The organism is Pseudomonas sp. (assembly GCF_035554175.1).
Classification (GTDB): Bacteria; Pseudomonadota; Gammaproteobacteria; order Pseudomonadales; family Pseudomonadaceae; genus Aquipseudomonas.
The window spans coordinates 180,569-198,129 of sequence record NZ_DATMIV010000018.1 but is presented as its reverse complement, the minus strand read 5'-3'; the positions used below and the strand labels follow the sequence as shown (position 1 = coordinate 198,129).

15 protein-coding genes and 1 riboswitch are annotated in these 17,561 nt (G+C 60.4%); of the genes, 5 read left to right on the top strand and 10 right to left on the bottom strand.

What is annotated here, in order from left to right:
* Positions 1 to 145 precede the first annotated feature (145 nt).
* The 3 genes from VNV36_RS08120 to ahcY all read right to left on the bottom strand — a co-directional run bounded on the left by VNV36_RS08120 (position 146) and on the right by ahcY (position 3,544).
* The gene (locus VNV36_RS08120) at positions 146 to 958 is read right to left on the bottom strand and encodes a substrate-binding periplasmic protein (RefSeq protein WP_325717311.1); all 813 of its coding nucleotides are present in this window, start codon (positions 956 to 958) and stop codon (positions 146 to 148) included.
* Positions 959 to 1,129: 171 nt separating this feature from the next.
* Positions 1,130 to 1,975, bottom strand: coding sequence for a methylenetetrahydrofolate reductase [NAD(P)H] (gene metF, locus VNV36_RS08115; protein ID WP_325717310.1), 846 nt, complete (start codon positions 1,973 to 1,975; stop codon positions 1,130 to 1,132).
* A gap of 159 nt (positions 1,976 to 2,134) precedes the next feature.
* Positions 2,135 to 3,544: an adenosylhomocysteinase gene (gene ahcY, locus VNV36_RS08110; RefSeq protein ID WP_039757587.1), complete on the bottom strand. Its 1,410-nt coding sequence runs from the start codon at positions 3,542 to 3,544 to the stop codon at positions 2,135 to 2,137.
* A gap of 23 nt (positions 3,545 to 3,567) precedes the next feature.
* A riboswitch (S-adenosyl-L-homocysteine riboswitch) is annotated at positions 3,568 to 3,666 on the bottom strand.
* A 192-nt stretch (positions 3,667 to 3,858) separates the two neighbouring features.
* Here ahcY and VNV36_RS08105 point away from each other — a divergent pair.
* Together VNV36_RS08105 and VNV36_RS08100 are read left to right on the top strand one after the other, a co-directional pair.
* Complete coding sequence (locus tag VNV36_RS08105) at positions 3,859 to 4,266, top strand: acyl-CoA thioesterase (RefSeq protein ID WP_325717309.1); 408 nt, start codon at positions 3,859 to 3,861, stop codon at positions 4,264 to 4,266.
* A gap of 184 nt (positions 4,267 to 4,450) precedes the next feature.
* Complete coding sequence (locus tag VNV36_RS08100; RefSeq protein ID WP_325717308.1) at positions 4,451 to 5,338, top strand: formate/nitrite transporter family protein; 888 nt, start codon at positions 4,451 to 4,453, stop codon at positions 5,336 to 5,338.
* On the opposite strand, the gene VNV36_RS08095 is transcribed toward VNV36_RS08100, so the two are convergent.
* Together VNV36_RS08095 and VNV36_RS08090 are read right to left on the bottom strand one after the other, a co-directional pair.
* Positions 5,339 to 6,604 (bottom strand): cation:proton antiporter, encoded by a 1,266-nt coding sequence (locus VNV36_RS08095; RefSeq protein WP_325717307.1) that lies wholly within the window; start codon positions 6,602 to 6,604, stop codon positions 5,339 to 5,341.
* A gap of 122 nt (positions 6,605 to 6,726) precedes the next feature.
* A complete protein-coding gene (locus VNV36_RS08090) occupies positions 6,727 to 7,896 on the bottom strand; it encodes an MFS transporter (protein WP_325717306.1) in 1,170 nt (389 codons plus the stop codon).
* A 326-nt stretch (positions 7,897 to 8,222) separates the two neighbouring features.
* Here VNV36_RS08090 and VNV36_RS08085 point away from each other — a divergent pair, with 326 nt between their 5' ends.
* Positions 8,223 to 8,606, top strand: a complete 384-nt coding sequence (locus tag VNV36_RS08085) for an MAPEG family protein (RefSeq protein WP_325717305.1) — start codon at positions 8,223 to 8,225, stop codon at positions 8,604 to 8,606.
* 93 nt (positions 8,607 to 8,699) lie between these two features.
* Here VNV36_RS08085 and mltA read toward each other — a convergent pair whose 3' ends face one another.
* Entirely contained in the window at positions 8,700 to 9,872 is a 1,173-nt protein-coding gene (mltA, locus tag VNV36_RS08080) for a murein transglycosylase A (protein ID WP_325717304.1), read from the bottom strand.
* Positions 9,873 to 10,000: 128 nt separating this feature from the next.
* Here mltA and VNV36_RS08075 point away from each other — a divergent pair, with 128 nt between their 5' ends.
* The gene (locus VNV36_RS08075) at positions 10,001 to 10,450 is read left to right on the top strand and encodes a c-type cytochrome (RefSeq protein WP_325717303.1); all 450 of its coding nucleotides are present in this window, start codon (positions 10,001 to 10,003) and stop codon (positions 10,448 to 10,450) included.
* Between the two features lie 120 nt (positions 10,451 to 10,570).
* Here VNV36_RS08075 and VNV36_RS08070 read toward each other — a convergent pair whose 3' ends face one another.
* From VNV36_RS08070 to VNV36_RS08055, 4 genes are all read right to left on the bottom strand, one after another.
* On the bottom strand, positions 10,571 to 10,966 hold the full coding sequence (locus VNV36_RS08070) for a DUF1090 domain-containing protein (protein ID WP_325717302.1): 396 nt from the start codon (positions 10,964 to 10,966) through the stop codon (positions 10,571 to 10,573).
* A 97-nt stretch (positions 10,967 to 11,063) separates the two neighbouring features.
* Entirely contained in the window at positions 11,064 to 12,728 is a 1,665-nt protein-coding gene (ligB, locus tag VNV36_RS08065) for an NAD-dependent DNA ligase LigB (protein ID WP_325717301.1), read from the bottom strand.
* A 235-nt stretch (positions 12,729 to 12,963) separates the two neighbouring features.
* Positions 12,964 to 14,154, bottom strand: coding sequence for a methionine adenosyltransferase (gene metK / locus VNV36_RS08060; protein ID WP_024014624.1), 1,191 nt, complete (start codon positions 14,152 to 14,154; stop codon positions 12,964 to 12,966).
* Between the two features lie 18 nt (positions 14,155 to 14,172).
* Positions 14,173 to 15,168 (bottom strand): ArsR/SmtB family transcription factor, encoded by a 996-nt coding sequence (locus VNV36_RS08055; protein WP_325717300.1) that lies wholly within the window; start codon positions 15,166 to 15,168, stop codon positions 14,173 to 14,175.
* A 258-nt stretch (positions 15,169 to 15,426) separates the two neighbouring features.
* On the opposite strand from VNV36_RS08055, the gene tkt reads away from it, so the two are divergent.
* Positions 15,427 to 17,424, top strand: a complete 1,998-nt coding sequence (gene tkt, locus VNV36_RS08050) for a transketolase (protein WP_325717299.1) — start codon at positions 15,427 to 15,429, stop codon at positions 17,422 to 17,424.
* Positions 17,425 to 17,561 lie beyond the last annotated feature (137 nt).

Below are 17,561 nucleotides of genomic sequence, written 5' to 3'. Positions count from 1 at the left end.
CCCGTCCGGTCCAGCGGCGGTTCCGAAGGCACGTCAGGAGCGCTCGCGCGGGCTGAAAGCTGCGCTGTAGCGGGTCGAGAGGCCTGTCACGGTTCCGGGCGTCCGGGCGTGAGCCTGGCGGGAACGCCGGAGTATAACAGAGCAATCACTGCGCGCTGCGTTCCTGCTGCTCAACGGTTTCATCGCGCGCCGCGGTCGAGCGCAGCACGGCACTGTCGACGGGCGCAGCGCCATAGCGCGCGCTCAGCTCGGCGTAGGCCGGTTCACGCTTGAAACGCTTGAGCTCGGCGCCGAAACGCTGCACCAGCAAATCCATGCCGGAATTGCGCCGAACCGCCAGAAACTGGCTCTGGCGGCTGATAACAGTGGGATTTTCAGTAATCAGATCGCGAATCTTAAGTTCATCGAGCAAATGCTGTCCGACACGGCGATCGGTGATCAGCAAGTCGATTCGAGCACGTACCAGTTTGCCGAAGTTGGCTTCATGGGTTGGCGCCGGCTCGCGGCTGAACAGGTTCGATTGACTGAAATCGGGGCTGTACAGATAGCCTGGCGAGGTGCCGATGGTCAGGCCTTTGAGTTCTTCGAGCGAGCGGAACGGGTGCGGTCGATCGTTGGCGTAGAACATCACGAACTCGACGTCGGACAACGGTTCGCTGGGGTAGAGCAGGGTGGCGTCGCGTTCGGCGCTATGAAAGATGTCCAGCGCACCGTCGGCCTGACCGGTTTCCAGCATCGACAGGCAGCGCTTCCACGGCAGGAACTGCCACTCGACTTCAATGCCCAGACGCTTGAACACGATGGCGGTGGTTTCGTAGTCCAGCCCGAGATTCTTGCCGTCCTCTTCGTAAACGTACGGCGCCCAGGGCTCGGTGACAATACGCAACTTCTCGCCTCGAGCGGCGAAGCTCAGGCAAGCGAAAACCAGCACGGCGAATAGTTGCGTGATCAAAGGCATGGCTGGAGATTACGACGAGAAACCGCAAAGAGCCAGAAACTGCCTGCACAAGCTCTGTTTCGCGGGCTCCAAACGCACAAGATCGCAACATCGACGACCCTGTAGGAGCCGCCGAAGGCTGCGATCTTTTTGCTCTTGCATGTCGCTTGCAGCTTGAAACTTGCGGCTATTTCAACGCGGCAATTTCAGGTTGTTCCAGATCGCCAGGCTAGGTTCGGCCTGGTTCATGGAGTAGAAATGCAGCCCCGGTGCGCCGCCCTGCAGCAGGCGTTCGCACATATCGCTGACGACTTGTTCGCCAAAGCGCTGGATGCTTTGCGTGTCATCGCCGTAGGCTTCCAGTTGCTTGCGGATCCAGCGCGGGATTTGCGCACCGCAGGCGTCGGAGAAGCGCGCGAGTTTGCTGTAGTTGGTGATCGGCATGATTCCCGGCACGATCGGCAGATCCACGCCCAGTGCCTGCAAGCGATCGACGAAGTAGAAGTAGCTGTCGGCGTTGAAGAAGTACTGGGTGATCGCGCTGTCGGCGCCGGCGCGGGCCTTGCGTACGAAGTTGGCGAGATCGTCTTCGTAGTTGCGCGCTTGCGGATGCATCTCCGGGTAAGCGGCGACTTCGATGTGGAAATGATCACCGGTTTCTTCACGAATGAATTCCACCAGCTCGTTGGCGTGACGCAGCTCACCGCTGGTCATGCCCATGCCGGACGGCAGGTCACCACGCAGGGCGACGATGCGCTTGATGCCGGCTGCCTTGTACTCGTTCAGCAGACCGCGCAGGTCGGCCTTGCTGTCGCCGACGCACGACAGGTGTGGAGCGGCCGGTACTTTGACTTCGCTTTCCAGCTGCAACACGGTGTTGAGCGTGCGATCACGGGTCGAACCGCCAGCGCCGTAGGTGCAGGAAAAGAAATCGGGATTGTAGGTGGCCAGCTGACGGGCAGTGGCGAGCAGCTTTTCCTGCCCGGCATCGGTCTTGGTCGGGAAAAACTCGAAGCTGTAGCGACGGTCTTGGGACATGGTCATACCCTTGAAAACAAGAACCTTCGAGGCGCTGCAATCCCGTGTGGGAGCGAGCCTGCTCGCGAAAGCGGCGGGTCAGACAACATTGATGCTGAATGATAAACCGCTTTCGCGAGCAAGCTCGCTCCCACAGGGAGAGCGAGCATTCAGCGCCTGTTAGTAGCGGTAGGCGTGCGGCTTGAACGGGCCTTCGACGGTAACGCCGATATAGTCAGCCTGTTGCTTGGTCAACTGAGTGACCACGCCGCCGAAGCCGCGCACCATTTCCAGAGCCACTTCTTCGTCGAGTTTCTTCGGCAGGACTTCAACGGTCAGACGCTCGGCTTTCTGCGCTGGCGACAGGTCGGCGTATTTCTGACCGAACAGGAAGATCTGCGCCAGCACCTGGTTGGCGAACGAACCGTCCATGATGCGGCTCGGGTGACCGGTGGCGTTGCCCAGGTTCACCAGACGGCCTTCGGCCAGCAGGATCAGGTAGTCGTCGTTCTGTGGATCGAAGCTGCCGGCACCGGTACGGTGAACCTTGTGCACCTGTGGCTTGACTTCTTCCCATGCCCAGTTCTTGCGCATGAAAGCGGTGTCGATTTCATTGTCGAAGTGACCGATGTTGCAGACCACGGCGCGCTTTTTCAGGGCCTTGAGCATGTTCGCGTCGCAAACATTGACGTTACCGGTAGTGGTCACGATCAGGTCGATCTTGCCCAGCAGCGCTTTGTCGATGCTTGCTTCGGAACCGTCGTTGATACCGTCGATGAACGGCGACACCAGTTCGAAACCGTCCATGCAGGCTTGCATGGCGCAGATCGGATCGACTTCGGATACCTTGACGATCATGCCTTCCTGACGCAGCGACTGTGCCGAGCCCTTGCCCACGTCACCGTAACCGATGACCAGCGCTTGCTTGCCGGACAGTAGGTGGTCGGTGCCGCGCTTGATCGCATCGTTCAGGCTGTGACGGCAGCCGTACTTGTTGTCGTTCTTGGACTTGGTCACCGAATCGTTGACGTTGATCGCAGGGATCTTCAGCTCGCCCTTGGCCAGCATGTCCAGCAAACGGTGTACGCCGGTGGTGGTTTCTTCGGTGACGCCGTGAACGCGATCCAGCACTTGCGGGTATTTCTTGTGCAGCAGCTCGGTCAGGTCGCCGCCATCGTCGAGGATCATGTTGGCGTCCCATGGCTGGCCATCTTTCAGGATGGTCTGCTCCAGGCACCACTCGTACTCTTCTTCAGTCTCGCCTTTCCAGGCGAACACCGGGATACCGGCGGCAGCGATAGCGGCAGCGGCCTGATCCTGAGTGGAGAAAATGTTGCAGGACGACCAGCGTACTTCGGCACCCAGGGCAACCAGGGTTTCGATCAGCACGGCAGTCTGAATGGTCATGTGGATGCAGCCGAGGATTTTTGCGCCCTTGAGCGGCTGCTCGGAAGCGTACTTGCGGCGCAGACCCATCAGGGCAGGCATTTCCGATTCGGCGATGATGGTTTCGCGACGGCCCCAGGCAGCCAGGGACATGTCGGCAACTTTGTAATCGGTAAAATCGGCAGGCGTGTTGACAGCGCTCATGAAGAGCCTCCATTCGTAATGTATGCGAATGGGCGCCGTTGTGCGTTTAGTGTCCGGCTTGAGCCGGTCAACGCCCCATCCGAGCCTGACAGGTCGAACCTGCTGCAGCGCCCCTCGGACAGGTGGCGGGAAAACGGTAGCCAGTGAACGTTACCGTTTTTTGAAACGGTGGCGATTATAGCTGTCTTTGAGCTGCAAGTTGCAAGCTGCAAGCGACAAGCTGATCGGCTTTTACTTGCAGCTTGTAGCTTAAAACTTGAAGCTGGGGGCCAATACCCCTAACGCTCAAACGCCTCGACCCAGGAGCCCCCCCCATGAATTTCCACACCCGCAAATGGGTAAAACCCGAAGACCTCAACCCCAACGGCACCCTGTTCGGTGGCAGCCTGTTGCGCTGGATCGATGAAGAAGCGGCGATCTACGCCATCGTGCAGTTGGGCAACCAGCGCGTGGTGACCAAGTACATCTCGGAAATCAACTTCGTCAGCGCTTCGCGTCAGGGCGACATCATCGAGCTGGGCATCACAGCCACAGAATTCGGCCGCACCTCGATCACCCTGACCTGCGAAGTGCGCAACAAGATCACTCGCAAGAGCATTCTGACCGTCGAGAAAATGGTCTTCGTCAACCTCGGTGAAGACGGCCTGCCGGCGCCGCACGGGCGCACCGAGATCAAATATGTGAAAGACCAGTTCAAGGATGACGAGGCCATCAGCGGGTAATGCGAGCCCTGTAGGAGCTGCCGAAGGCTGCGATCTTTTGATCTTGGTCTTCAAAAATCAAGATCAAAAGATCGCAGCCTTCGGCAGCTCCTACATTGTTCGGCCGTGCATTTGTGGGGTGCCTACAGAACGTATTCCCAAGCGCAACGGTCGTAGCTGAAAGCCCCCCACTGGTTCACACGCCATGACCACCCCCACCAGCGACAAGACCCCCGATCTCTCGGCCCAGGAACAGCACGAAGTCGAGAAGAGCCAGCCGCCGCGCGCGGCCGTTCTGCATGAAATCATCCGCACCCAGGGCGATCAGGAGCTGGAGCGCAGCATCGCCGCGCTGTGGTGGTCGGCGCTGGCGGCCGGCCTGACCATGGGCCTGTCCCTGATGGGCATGGGTTTACTCAATTCGCGTCTGCCCGAGGGTGACGAGTTCAAGGTGATCGCCAGTTTCGGTTACTGCGCGGGTTTCCTCGCAGTGATCCTCGCGCGCCAGCAACTGTTCACCGAAAACACCCTGACCGCCGTGCTGCCGGTGATGACCAAGCCGACACTGCTGAATTTCGCCCGCTTGATCCGCCTGTGGAGCGTCGTGTTGGTCGGCAACCTCTGCGGGACGATTCTGGTTGCCTACGTGATGCTGGAACTGCCGATCTTCGACAGCAAGACCGACGTCGCCTTCCTCGAAATCGGCCGCAAGGTCATGGAGCACAGTGCCAGTCAAATGTTCGCCAAGGGCATTGTTTCCGGCTGGATGATCGCCACCATGGTGTGGATGATTCCGTCCATGGAGAGTGCGAAGATGTGGATCATCATCCTTATCACCTACTTCATGGCGCTGGGCGATTTCACCCACATCGTCGTGGGATCGGCGGAAGTCTCGTACCTGGTATTTGCCGGCGAATTGCCGTGGAGTGATTTCTGGGCAGTGTTCGCCGGACCGACGCTGGCGGGCAACATCATCGGCGGCAGCTTTATCTTCGCGCTGATCAGCCACGCACAGATCCGCAGTGAAAGCGGTGCGCCGAAGGAGCCTGCGGATCAGGCTGTAGAACCCGACCCGCAGCCGATCAGGAAATGATCAATGGTCAGCGGGTTCAGGCGCAGCGGCGGGCTCATTGCGCGTCGCGTGCTTGACCAGTTTGCCGATGGTCAGGCCCTGCAACAGGATCGATGACAGCACCACGATGTAGGTGATGCTCAGCAGCAGATCGCGTTCCGGTCCCAGCGGCAGCGCCAGGGCCAGCGCCACCGAAACGCCGCCGCGCAAACCGCCCCAGGTCAGAATCCGGATCGTGCCAGCCGGCACCGAGCGCCAGCGGCGCAGCAAGAGGATCGCCGGTGCCACAGTGAGCAGGCGCGACAGCAGAATCGCCACCGCCAGCAGACCTGCTGCGGCTATGTGCAGCCAGTTGAACGGCAGTAGCAACAATTCCATACCGATCAGCGCAAACAGCAGGGCGTTGAGCATGTCATCGAGCAGCTCCCAGAAGCCGTCGAGGTAGCGCCGGGTCATGTCGTTCATTGCCAGATTGCGTCCGAGATTGCCGATGATCAGACCGGCGACCACCATCGCGATCGGCGCCGAGACATGCAGCTCGGTGGACATTGCCGAACCGCCGATCACCAGGGCCAGCGTCAGCATCACGGTGATCTGATGCTGCTCGACACTTTTGATCATCCGATAGACCAGATAGCCGATCAGCCCACCGAACAGCACGCCCCCAATCGCCTCGTGGACGAACAGCATGGCCGTGGCGCTGACGGTCGGGGTTGCGCCGAGCTGGGCGATGCCCAGCAGTACGGTAAACACCACGACTGCCGTGCCGTCGTTGAACAGCGATTCGCCGACGATGGTGGTTTTCAGTGGTTTCGAGGCGTTGGCGGTACGCAACACACCGAGTACCGCAATCGGGTCGGTCGGCGAGATCAGTGCGCCGAACAACAGGCAGTACAGGAAACTCACGTGCCAGCCGAACAGGGCAAAGATGTAGAAGGCCAGGCTGCCGATCACTACCGTGGCGATCAACACGCCGAAGGTGGCCAGCAGGCCGATCGGCCAGCGGTAGCTGCGCAAATCGTTCAGATTGACGTGCAGAGCTCCGGCGAACAGCAGGAACGACAGCATCCAGTTCATCAACAGATCGCCGAAGTCGATCTGGCCGATCAGTTGCTGCACTCGCTCTTCGAGGCCAGGAAAACCGAGCACGCTGAGGCCTTGCAGAATCAGCGAGAACAGCAGCGCGGTGACCATCACGCCGATGGTTGGCGGCAGGCCGATGAAGCGGAAATTGACGAAGGTCAGGAGGGTCGTGAGGCAGATGAAAGCGGCGACAAGTTCAAGCATCCGGGGTCCTTCGGGAAGAGGGTAAAAAGACAGTGCACCGAGTCGTTGGTGCAAGGGTTGGATGGGCGAATACCGACAGGGGGCACAACACGGATTCCCTGTGGCGAGGGAGCTTGCAAAGGTTAATCGGAGACATCCACTGCAACCGCCCGCCGACGTTGCATGTAAATGAACAGCAGCGCGGTCAGCACAGTCAGCACGCCAACCAGCGCGCCTGTCCACGGCAAGTCCGCCAGATCCGCGCCACTGGCCACCACCAGCCCGCCGATCCAGGCGCCTGCCGCGTTGCCGAGGTTGAACGCGCTCTGATTGAGCGTCGAACCCAGATTCGGCGCTTCGTGCGCCTGGTCGATGATCAACAACTGCAGAATCGGGCACAGCGCAAAGGCGAAAATCCCCCACAGCACCAGCGTGATCGCCGCTGGAATAACCGAACGACTGGTCTGGCTGAACGCTGCCAGAATCACCACGACCGCCAACGCCACACCGACCAGCGACGGCAGCAAGCGACTATCGGCCAGACGCCCGCCGAGCATGCTGCCCGCTGTCAGGCCGACGCCGAACAACAGCAGCATCACCGTCACGCCATGCGGGCTGACGCCGGTGATGTCCTGCAGAATCGGCGCGATATAAGTGAACACGCTGAACAGGCTGGTCGAGGCCAGCACACTCATGCCCAGTGCCAGCAGTACGTTGGCCTTGCCCAGCACTTTGAATTCGCTGGCGAGGTTGGCCTTGTCCATTGCGATGTGTCTGGGCAGCCATAGCCATTGCGCCAACGCCGCGACGACACCGATCACCGACACCGCCCAGAAGGTCGAACGCCAGCCGGCGTACTGACCCAGCGCTGTGCCCAGCGGCACACCAAGCACATTGGCCAGGGTCAGGCCGGTGAACATCATCGCAATGGCCTGTGCACGTTTGTTCGGCGCAACCAGTCCGGCGGCAACCACCGAGCCAATGCCGAAGAACGCCCCATGGCACAGCGCGGTAACGACCCGCGCGGCCATCAGCGTTGCGTAGTTCGGTGCCAGCGCGCAGAGCACGTTGCCGAGGATGAACATCAGCGTCATGCCCAGTAGTGTCGCTTTACGCGGCATATTGGCGGTGCCGACCGCCAGGATCGGCGCGCCAAATACCACGCCCAAGGCATAACCGGTGATCAGCAAACCGGCGTGTGGAATGCTCACGGCGAGGTCGCGGGCGACATCGGGCAGCAGGCCCATGATGACGAATTCGGTGGTGCCGATGCCGAACGCGGCAACAGCAAGTGCAAGCAAGGCGAGGGGCATGCGCAAGGTCTCTGTCAGTAGTCTTGACGCTTTGATCAGGCATACGCGTGCCAGCGTCCGATTTCACAAGGAAAGCGGAGCAGGCAGCTATTATTGGAATTTTTTGGTGTGCAGCTGAGTACGGCGTGGTGGGGTGCAGTATAAACAGCTGCCGACACATGGCGAATCAATAACTGACCGGGTGGCATAACGACCCTCGCAATCAGCGCTGTTGTCAGGGATGTCTGGCCGCAAAGAACCTTTCGGCCGCGCACGGCTCTTAGCTCTGAGTTGGTGATGAAGTACTGACCGCTCGTGAATTTCCCCAATCGAAAAAGGACGACGTTATGACGGTGGCTCTGTGGTGTGTGTTGATCGCGATTTTTCTGCCTTACGTGTGCACGATCGTGGCGAAGGCGACCGGCGGTTTCCGGCTGAAGGACAACTACGACCCACGGGACTTTCTCGATAGCGTCGATGGCGTGGCCCGTCGAGCCCACGCCGCGCAACTTAACAGCTTTGAAGTGACCCCGGCATTTGCTGCTGCGGTGATCGTCGCGCATTTGGTAGGCACTGCCGAGCTGGTGACGGTCAATGTGCTGGCCGTGCTGTTTATCACCAGCCGCCTGCTCTACATCATTTGCTACCTGGCCGACTGGGCTGCACTGCGTTCGGTGGTATGGTTTATCGGGATGGCGTTGATTGCTTCGTTCTTCTTTGTGTCCATTTAAAAGCAAGGTCAAAAGATCGCAGCCTTCGGCAGCTCCTACACTGGATTTGTGTTCAACCGTGTAGGAGCTGCCGCAGGCTGCGATCTGTTGCTGTTAAGGTTTGTCGGCCACCTGAGGCACCTGCGGCAGCGATGCCCCTTTAGGCCAAAGCATCCAGATTTGCCCCTGCTGCTTCATGTCCCCGGCCAGTTGCCCGGCCGCATCGCCAGTGCCCCAGAACAGATCCGCACGTACCTCGCCGGCAATTGCGCCACCGGTGTCCTGCGCGGCCACCGGGCGCACCAGCGGTGTGCCATCCGGTTTGGTGGTGGACAGCCATAACAGGCTGCCCAACGGAATCACCTTGCGATCCACCGCCGCGCTGTAGCCGGCGGTCAACGGTACGTTCAGCGAGCCGCGCGGGCCTTCGTTGCTGTCCGGATTGCGGGTGAAGAACACGTAGCTCGGGTTGCTGGCGAGCAGTTCCGGGATGCGCGTCGGGTTGGCCTTGGCCCAGTTGCTGATTGCACTCATGGTCACGTCTTCTTTCTTCAGCTCGCCTTGCTCGACCAGCCAGCGACCGATCGGCCGGTACGGGTGGCCGTTCTGATCGGCGTAGGCGATGCGCAGTTGTTTGCCGTCCTGCGTCTGGATCCGGCCAGAACCCTGGATTTGCAGAAATTGCAGGTTCATCGGATCGGTCAAATAAGCCACCACTGGCGCTTTCACACCTTTGGACTCAATGGTTGCAGCGTCGTCGTAAGGCTTGAGCACGCGACCTTCGAGGCGGCCGCGCAGGCGCTTGCCTTTCAGCTCCGGGTAAATGCTGTCCAGCGAGACAATGATCATGTCTTCGGGCACGCCGTACACCGGGACGTTTGCCGTTGCGGTTGGCGTCAGGCTGCCGGGGTACACCGGTTCGTAGTAGCCAGTGATCAGGCCGTTGGGGTTGTCGTTCTCGGCGCGCAGGCCGAAGACATCCAGGTTCTGCTTGAGGAATGCGCGAATCTCGCCGGCGCTTTGCGGCACATTGGCCGCCGCAGCGCAGGTCGGGCCCCAGACTGCGTCGGCTTTCAGTCGTGTGCAGGCGCTGCGCCACGAGCCGAAACCGGCGACCAGATCGCCGTCGGAGACAGCTGGTAACGCTTCCCAGGTTGCGCTGGAATAAGTCGCCAGCGCGTGAGTTGCAGGCTTTGCGCTGTCGCCGCCGGTGCAGCCGGCAAGGATCGCCAGCAGTGGAAGGGTGACGAGCAGTGGGTGACGCCAGGCCGTAAAGCGGCTGTTCATGGAGTGATTCCTGTGCCGGTTGCCCAAGTGCTCCATGCGCTTGAGCAACCCGTATTTTTAATAGGGCTATTGGTGTTTGCCGGTGACCCGAGGATACTGGCCGCCGATTTCCGCGACCTGAAGCCACCATGACTTTCAAACGAATTGCTGTTGTATTGCTGGCCTGTCTGACTTTGTCCGCCTGTGGCGGTGTCGACCCGAATTCGCCGTTGGGCCAGCGCAAGGCCATCTTCAAACAGATGCTCAAGACCAGCGAAGACCTTGGCGGCATGTTGCGTGGGCGCATCCCCTTCGACGGGTCGAAATTTGCCGAGGGCGCGGTCAGACTCGATGCGTTGTCCCATGAACCATGGAAGCATTTTGCGCAGGTGCGCGAAGAAGAACACACCAGCGCCAGGGACGACGTCTGGCAAAAGCAGGCGCGTTTTCAGGAGCTGGCCCGCGCCCTCGAAGCGGCTACCGGTGAGTTGGTGGTCGCCAGTCAGGTTCAGCCGTACAAGGCCAGCAACCTTGGGCCGGCCGTGCAGAAAGTCGAAGATGCCTGCAGTGCTTGCCATAAAGAGTTTCGGGATCATTGATTTGTGTAGTCTGAACTGACGCCTTCGCGAGCAGGCTCGCTCCCACAGGGGATATGCATTCCAGTGTGGGAGCGAGCCTGCTCGCGAAAGCGGGTTGCCATTCGCCACGAAACCCGGATCTTACTTATCGATTTCGTCCAGCGCTTCCTGCAGCTCCTTGCGGGACTCGGCCAGCTTGTCTTTGCGCTTGTTGATCTTCTCCGGATCGCCTTTCTTCATGGCCTTGTCGAGATCCGCCTGACGCTGGCTCACCTCATGCTTGGCCTCAAGTACCTTGTTCTCACGTTCCTTCTTCAGCCCGGCGTCGGTGCAGTGCTCGGTCACTTCACGCAGAGCGGTTTCCAGACCCGCCTGCTGCTGCATGTTGCCGCGCGATTTGGCCTGTTCAATCTGATTGATGATGCCCTGTTTCTTGGCCGCGCAACCGGTCAGGCCCGGGCCGTCTTCTTCGGCTGTTACCGGGGCGGCCATGACGCCGCACAGGGTGAGCAGGGCGAGCGGTGCGAGAAATTTCATAAAAGCTCCATGTGCAAAGGCAATCGGGGTTGGAGGGCACTGCGCTGTTGGAGCGCCCGGCCGGCCGTTGGGTTCCCGGTTGGCGGGGAATGCATGTTCAGAAGCCGTCGATTCCGGCGGCTCGCAAGGTGTCGCTTAATGCCAGTACCTGCGGGTCGCGAAAGAATGCGCTCAGCTGCGCGGCGCGTCCCGGGCCTATGCCGGCTTCTGCCTGCCATTGTTCAGTGTCGCGTTGTGCCAGCGCCTGCCACGAATCGGCAAGTTGTGCCTGCCCGGTCGGCGGCATGCCCAGCGCTTTCAGCCACTGAGCGAACGGCTGTTGCCGCGCGTCGTTGAAACTGTGGATAAGGCGCGCGCTGCTGCGTTCGCCGAGGCCGGCAATGTTAGCAAGCTCTGGCGCATCGAGGGTCAGCCAATCCAGCAGATGTTTCAGACGGCCTGTTTCCAAAAGTTTCTCCCACGTGCCGCGCCCGACATTGCGCATGGCCAGACCCTGTTTGCCGCTCAGCCAGGTCAGACGGGCAAGAAACTGGCTTTCACAACCAGGCGTCGGTTGCCAGCAACTCAAGGCATGGTAGTCGCCGGCGCTGGGGATGTTGAGCTCTGCGCGGTCGCTGGCGCGCAGCACGACACTGTCGAGTCGCGGGATAGTCAGCCCGGCCAGGCTTATAGCCACCTGATCGCCGGGACGGATATCCAGTGTCTGCCAACGCTTGAGCGAGCTGACACTGACCCGTTTGATCTCGCGGTCATCCAGTCTGACCGGCAGCAGTTCCAGCACCGGCGTGATGCGCCCGGTGCGGCCGATCCTGAAATTGACCTTGCGCACTTCGGCCAACGCCTGGGCGAAGGGATATTTCCAGGCGATCGCCCAGTACGGCGCCCGAGCCTGCCAGCGTTCGGCGGGTGGACGCTGGCTCTGGCGCAGCACTATGCCGTCGCTGGCAAAGGGCAGGGGAGAGCGATACCAGTGCTCGCGCCATTTTTGCGCTTCTTCGAATCGGCTGATGGCTTGTGTATAGGGCTCGGTTGTGGCGAATCCCAATGCCCGCAGTTCTGCCAACCGTTCAGGCAAATCCACAGGGCCTTGCGGCCAGTCCCAGACGAACAGACCGATCCCTGCGGCCTGTTCGGCATCGAGGGTTTTACGCCCCATGAGCCCGGCCACGTTGGCGCGGGCATTGACGCTGCCGGACTGTGATTGAACATGCGCGTTCAGGCGCCAATAGAGTTCGCCCTGTACCAGCAGATCCCGTGGCTGCGTCAGGCGTTGCGGAATGGTAGCGATCTTGCGCGCCGAGACTGTCCAGTCTTGACCAGTGACCCCGTCGCCGCGACTGATGGCCTGCTGCAATATTCCCTGGCGGTAGATCAGCGTGACGGCGACGCCATCGACTTTGGGTTGCACCCAGACGTTGTGGCGATCGCGCAGCCAATCGGCCACGTCTTCGGCTTTATGCAGCTTGTTCAGGCCGGTGTGGGGGATGGGGTGGGCGACCGCGCCTGATGCTGTGCGCAAGGGCTGCGGTGGTGAAGGTTGGTTGAAGCAGTTGCGCCATTCGCTGAGCCGCAACAGGGATTGGTCGTAGAGCTCGTCGGCGATCAGTGAACGGCCTTCGCGGTGATAGGCGTCGTCCCATTGGTCGATCCGGTTTTGCAGGGCGGTAATTTCCTTCTGGGCTTTGAGAACAGTCCAGTCGGGGCAGTTGGCGAGGGTAGGATGGGCAACAACAATCAGCATTAAGACAAGCAGCGAGCGCATCGTGAGCATCCTTGCTCCGGGATAGTTCTTGAAGGCTAGTCAGAATTTAGAGCAAGGTGGGATGGGTGTTTTGCGGGGTATTTCGTTACATCAAAGTCAAAAGATCGCAGCCTTCGGCAGCTCCTACGGGAAACGCATTCCAAAGCAGGAGCTGCCGAAGGCTGCGATCTTTTGCTCTTTCATGAAAAAGCCCCGCACGGCGTGAACCGTGCGGGGCTTTCATGCAGCCAGGGTATTACAGGCCAGCGGCAGAACGCAGGGCGTCGGCGCGGTCGGTTTTTTCCCAGGTGAACGTGGTGAAGCTGTCTTCGCCAACGGTCTTGGTCTGCGGGGCGCGACCGAAGTGGCCGTAGGCTGCGGTTTCCTGGTACATCGGGTGCAGCAGATCGAGCATGGTGGTGATTGCGTATGGACGCAGGTCGAACACTTCACGCACCAGTTTGATGATCTTGTCGTCGCTGATCTTGCCGGTGCCGAAGGTGTTCAGCGAGATCGATGTAGGCTGGGCCACACCGATCGCGTAGGACACCTGGATCTCGCAGCGCTCGGCCAGGCCGGCAGCGACGATGTTCTTGGCAACGTAACGGCCAGCGTAGGCAGCCGAACGGTCAACCTTCGATGGATCCTTGCCGGAGAATGCACCGCCGCCGTGACGGGCCATGCCGCCGTAGCTGTCGACGATGATCTTGCGACCGGTCAGACCGCAATCACCTACCGGGCCGCCAATGATGAACTGGCCGGTCGGGTTGATGTGGAACTGGGTGTCCTTGCTCAGCAGTTCGGCAGGCAGAACGTGCTTGACGATCAGCTCCATCACGCCTTCGCGCAGGTCTTTGTACGACACTTCAGGATTGTGCTGGGTCGACAGCACCACGGCGTCGATACCGACAACCTTGCCGCCTTCGTAACGGCAAGTCACTTGCGACTTGGCGTCCGGACGCAGCCAAGGCAGCAGGCCCGACTTGCGGGCTTCGGCCTGACGCTGCACCAACTGGTGCGAGAAGGTGATCGGGGCTGGCATCAGCACGTCGGTTTCGTTGCTGGCGTAGCCGAACATCAGGCCCTGGTCGCCGGCGCCCTGATCTTCAGGCTTGGCACGGTCAACGCCCTGGTTGATGTCAGGAGACTGCTTGCCGATGATGTTCATCACGCCGCAGGTCGCGCCGTCGAAGCCGACTTCGGAGCTGGTGTAGCCGATGTCGCAAATCACGTCACGAACGATCTGCTCCAGATCGACCCAGGCGCTGGTGGTCACTTCACCGGCAACGATGGCCACACCGGTCTTGACCAGGGTTTCCACCGCCACGCGAGCATGTTTGTCCTGGGCAATAATGGCGTCCAGCACCGCATCGGAAATCTGGTCGGCGATTTTGTCCGGATGTCCTTCAGACACGGACTCGGAGGTGAAGAGGGAGTATTCGCTCATCTCGATGTTTTCCTGAATTTACCGATGGTGAGTGTCGCCAGCCGGTCGCTGAAAGTGGCGAACCTGAATCTGGAAACCATTACGTAAGCCTACATAGAGGCTTTCCCCGGGAACGAGTCCCGCAGCGGTGGCCCAACGGGCCAGATCGTCCTGTTCAAACCCCAACCAGAGATCACCGCAGGCCTCCCTGGCCCAACTCTGATTGTGGCTGCATAACTCTGTCACGAGCAGGCTACCGCCCGGTTGCAGCAAATCGGCCATGTGCCTGAGCGCATCGGCCGGGGCGGCGAAATGGTGCAACACCATGTTCAACACCACGCAATCGGCCTTGAGGCTGCTGCCGTTCAATGCATCGGCCAATTGCAGGCTGACGTTAGCCAGTTGCTCGCGTTCACACACCTGACGCGCCAGTTCGAGCATCGCCGGGCTGTTGTCCAGCGCTGTCACGGCGTGGAAGCGGCGCGCCAGCTCCGGCAGGAAAGCGCCGTCACCGGGGCCGACCTCGATGGCGGTGGCAACACCATTGAAAGTCAACTTGTCGAGCAGGGCCAGCACGCTGTCGCGATACTGCGGCAGGCCGGCGATCAGATCCTGCTGGGCACGGAATTTCTCCGCAACCCGAGCGAAGAAGTCCTGGCTGGCGGCGGCGCGTTGCCCGTGGACCTGTTCAATCCGTGCTTGCACGTCATCCGGCAGGGCCAGGTTGTCGACTTCTTCTAACAATGCCGCATGCAACTTGCCGCCGAGCAATTCGCTGTGGGGCAGGGCGCGGCGATAAAAAATCGCATTGCCTTCGCGGCGTGTCGCTACCAGATCGGCCTGCGCCAGCACTTTGAGGTGATGACTCATCCCAGACTGGCCAATGCCGAAAATCTGCGCGAGCTCCAGCACACCGAACGAATCGTTGGCCAGCGCGCGTAATACATTCAACCGCAGCGGATCGCCGCCGGCCTTGCACAGGGCCGCCAGCTCGTCGCAATCGTCATGGCGAATGGAAGGCACGCGTAAGTTCATGGGCTGGCAGTCTAGAGACGGGGCCCAAGCATCGCAAGGGCAATATCAAAAAGTTTTGATATTGCTCGATAAATGGCACTTCTCACCGGGCGGTAGTCTCTACAAACGAATAGCGGAAAGGTTTCACCAGGCGAAACCCGTGCTATCGATTGGAAAAACGCCCGCCGATGACTATCTGTCATTGCCCCGAGGCGCATGGGTGAGGGAAAATGCCCTCCTTTTTTCCGTTTCAGTCTATTCACACCCAGGAGATCAGCGATGCCTAGCCGTCGTGAGCGTGCCAACGCCATTCGTGCCCTCAGCATGGATGCCGTGCAAAAAGCCAACAGCGGCCATCCCGGTGCCCCTATGGGTATGGCAGATATTGCCGAAGTGCTGTGGCGCGACTACCTCAAGCACAACCCGAGCAACCCGTCTTTCGCCGACCGTGACCGCTTCGTGCTGTCCAACGGCCACGGCTCGATGTTGATCTACTCGCTGCTGCACCTGACCGGTTACGACCTGTCGATCGACGACCTCAAGCAATTCCGTCAACTGCACAGCCGTACCCCGGGCCACCCGGAATTCGGTTACACCCCGGGCGTCGAAACCACCACAGGCCCGCTGGGTCAGGGCCTGGCCAATGCCGTCGGGTTTGCGCTGGCCGAGAAAGTCATGGCTGCGCAGTTCAACCGTCCCGGCCACAACATCGTCGATCACCACACCTACGTGTTCCTCGGTGATGGCTGCATGATGGAAGGCATTTCCCACGAAGTCGCTTCCCTGGCCGGCACGCTGGGCCTGGGCAAGCTGATCGCCTTCTACGATGACAACGGCATTTCCATCGACGGTGAAGTTGAAGGCTGGTTTACCGATGACACCCCGAAGCGTTTCGAAGCCTACAACTGGCAGGTGATCCGCAACGTCGACGGCCACGATCCGGAAGAGATCAAGACTGCCATCGAAACCGCGCGCAAGAGCGTTCAGCCGACCCTCATCTGCTGCAAGACCACCATCGGTTTCGGTTCGCCGAACAAGCAAGGCAAGGAAGACTGCCACGGCGCCCCGCTGGGTGACGCGGAAATCGCCCTGACCCGTCAGGCGCTGAACTGGAACTACGGCCCGTTCGAAATCCCCGCCGACATTTATGCCGAGTGGGACGCCAAAGAAGCTGGTCGCGCGGTGGAAGCCGAGTGGGATCAGCGTTTCGCCGCCTACTCCGCTGCGTTCCCGACCGAAGCCAACGAGCTGATCCGTCGTCTGAGCGGCGAACTGCCGGCCGACTTCTCGGAAAAAGCCTCGGCCTACATCGCCGAAATCGCGGCCAAGGGCGAAACCATTGCCAGCCGCAAAGCCAGCCAGAACACCCTCAACGCTTTTGGCCCGCTGCTGCCGGAAATGCTCGGTGGTTCGGCTGACCTCGCCGGTTCCAACCTGACCCTGTGGAAAGGCTGCAAAGGCGTCACCGCTGAAGACGCCAGCGGCAACTACATGTACTACGGCGTGCGCGAGTTCGGCATGACCGCGATCATGAACGGCGTTGCCCTGCACGGCGGTCTGGTGCCTTACGGCGCGACCTTCCTGATGTTCATGGAATACGCGCGCAACGCCGTGCGTATGTCGGCACTGATGAAGAAGCGTGTGATCCACGTCTACACTCACGACTCCATCGGTCTGGGCGAAGACGGCCCGACGCACCAGCCGATCGAGCAACTGACCAGCCTGCGCAGCACGCCGAACCTCGACACCTGGCGTCCAGCCGACGCCGTGGAATCGGCGGTGGCCTGGAAAAACGCTCTGGAGCGCAAGGACGGCCCGTCGGCGCTGATCTTCTCGCGGCAGAACCTGCAGCACCAGGAGCGCGATGCTGGCCAGATTGCCAATATCAGCCGTGGTGGTTATGTACTCAAGGACTGCGCAGGCGAGCCTGAGCTGATCCTGATTGCCACCGGTTCGGAAGTCGGTCTGGCCGTGCAGGCCTTTGACAAACTGACCGGGCAGGGCCGCAAGGTTCGTGTGGTGTCGATGCCATGCACCAGCGCTTTCGATGCACAGGACGCTGGTTACAAGCAATCGGTGCTGCCGTTGCAGGTCAGCGCGCGTATCGCCATCGAAGCGGCTCACGCCGACTTCTGGTTCAAGTACGTGGGTCTGGAAGGTCGCGTGATCGGCATGACCACCTACGGCGAATCCGCGCCGGCTTCGGCGCTGTTCGAGGAGTTCGGCTTTACCCTGGAAAACATCCTCGGTCAGGCTGAAGAACTGCTGGAAGACTAAGCAGCAGGAATGCGGTGGCTTTGGCCGCCGCGTTCCTCCTGTAGGAGCTGCCGAAGGCTGCGATCTTTTGATCTTGATCTTAAAAACAAGATCAAAAGATCGCAGCCTCGTTTCACTCGTCAGCTCCTACAAGGGTT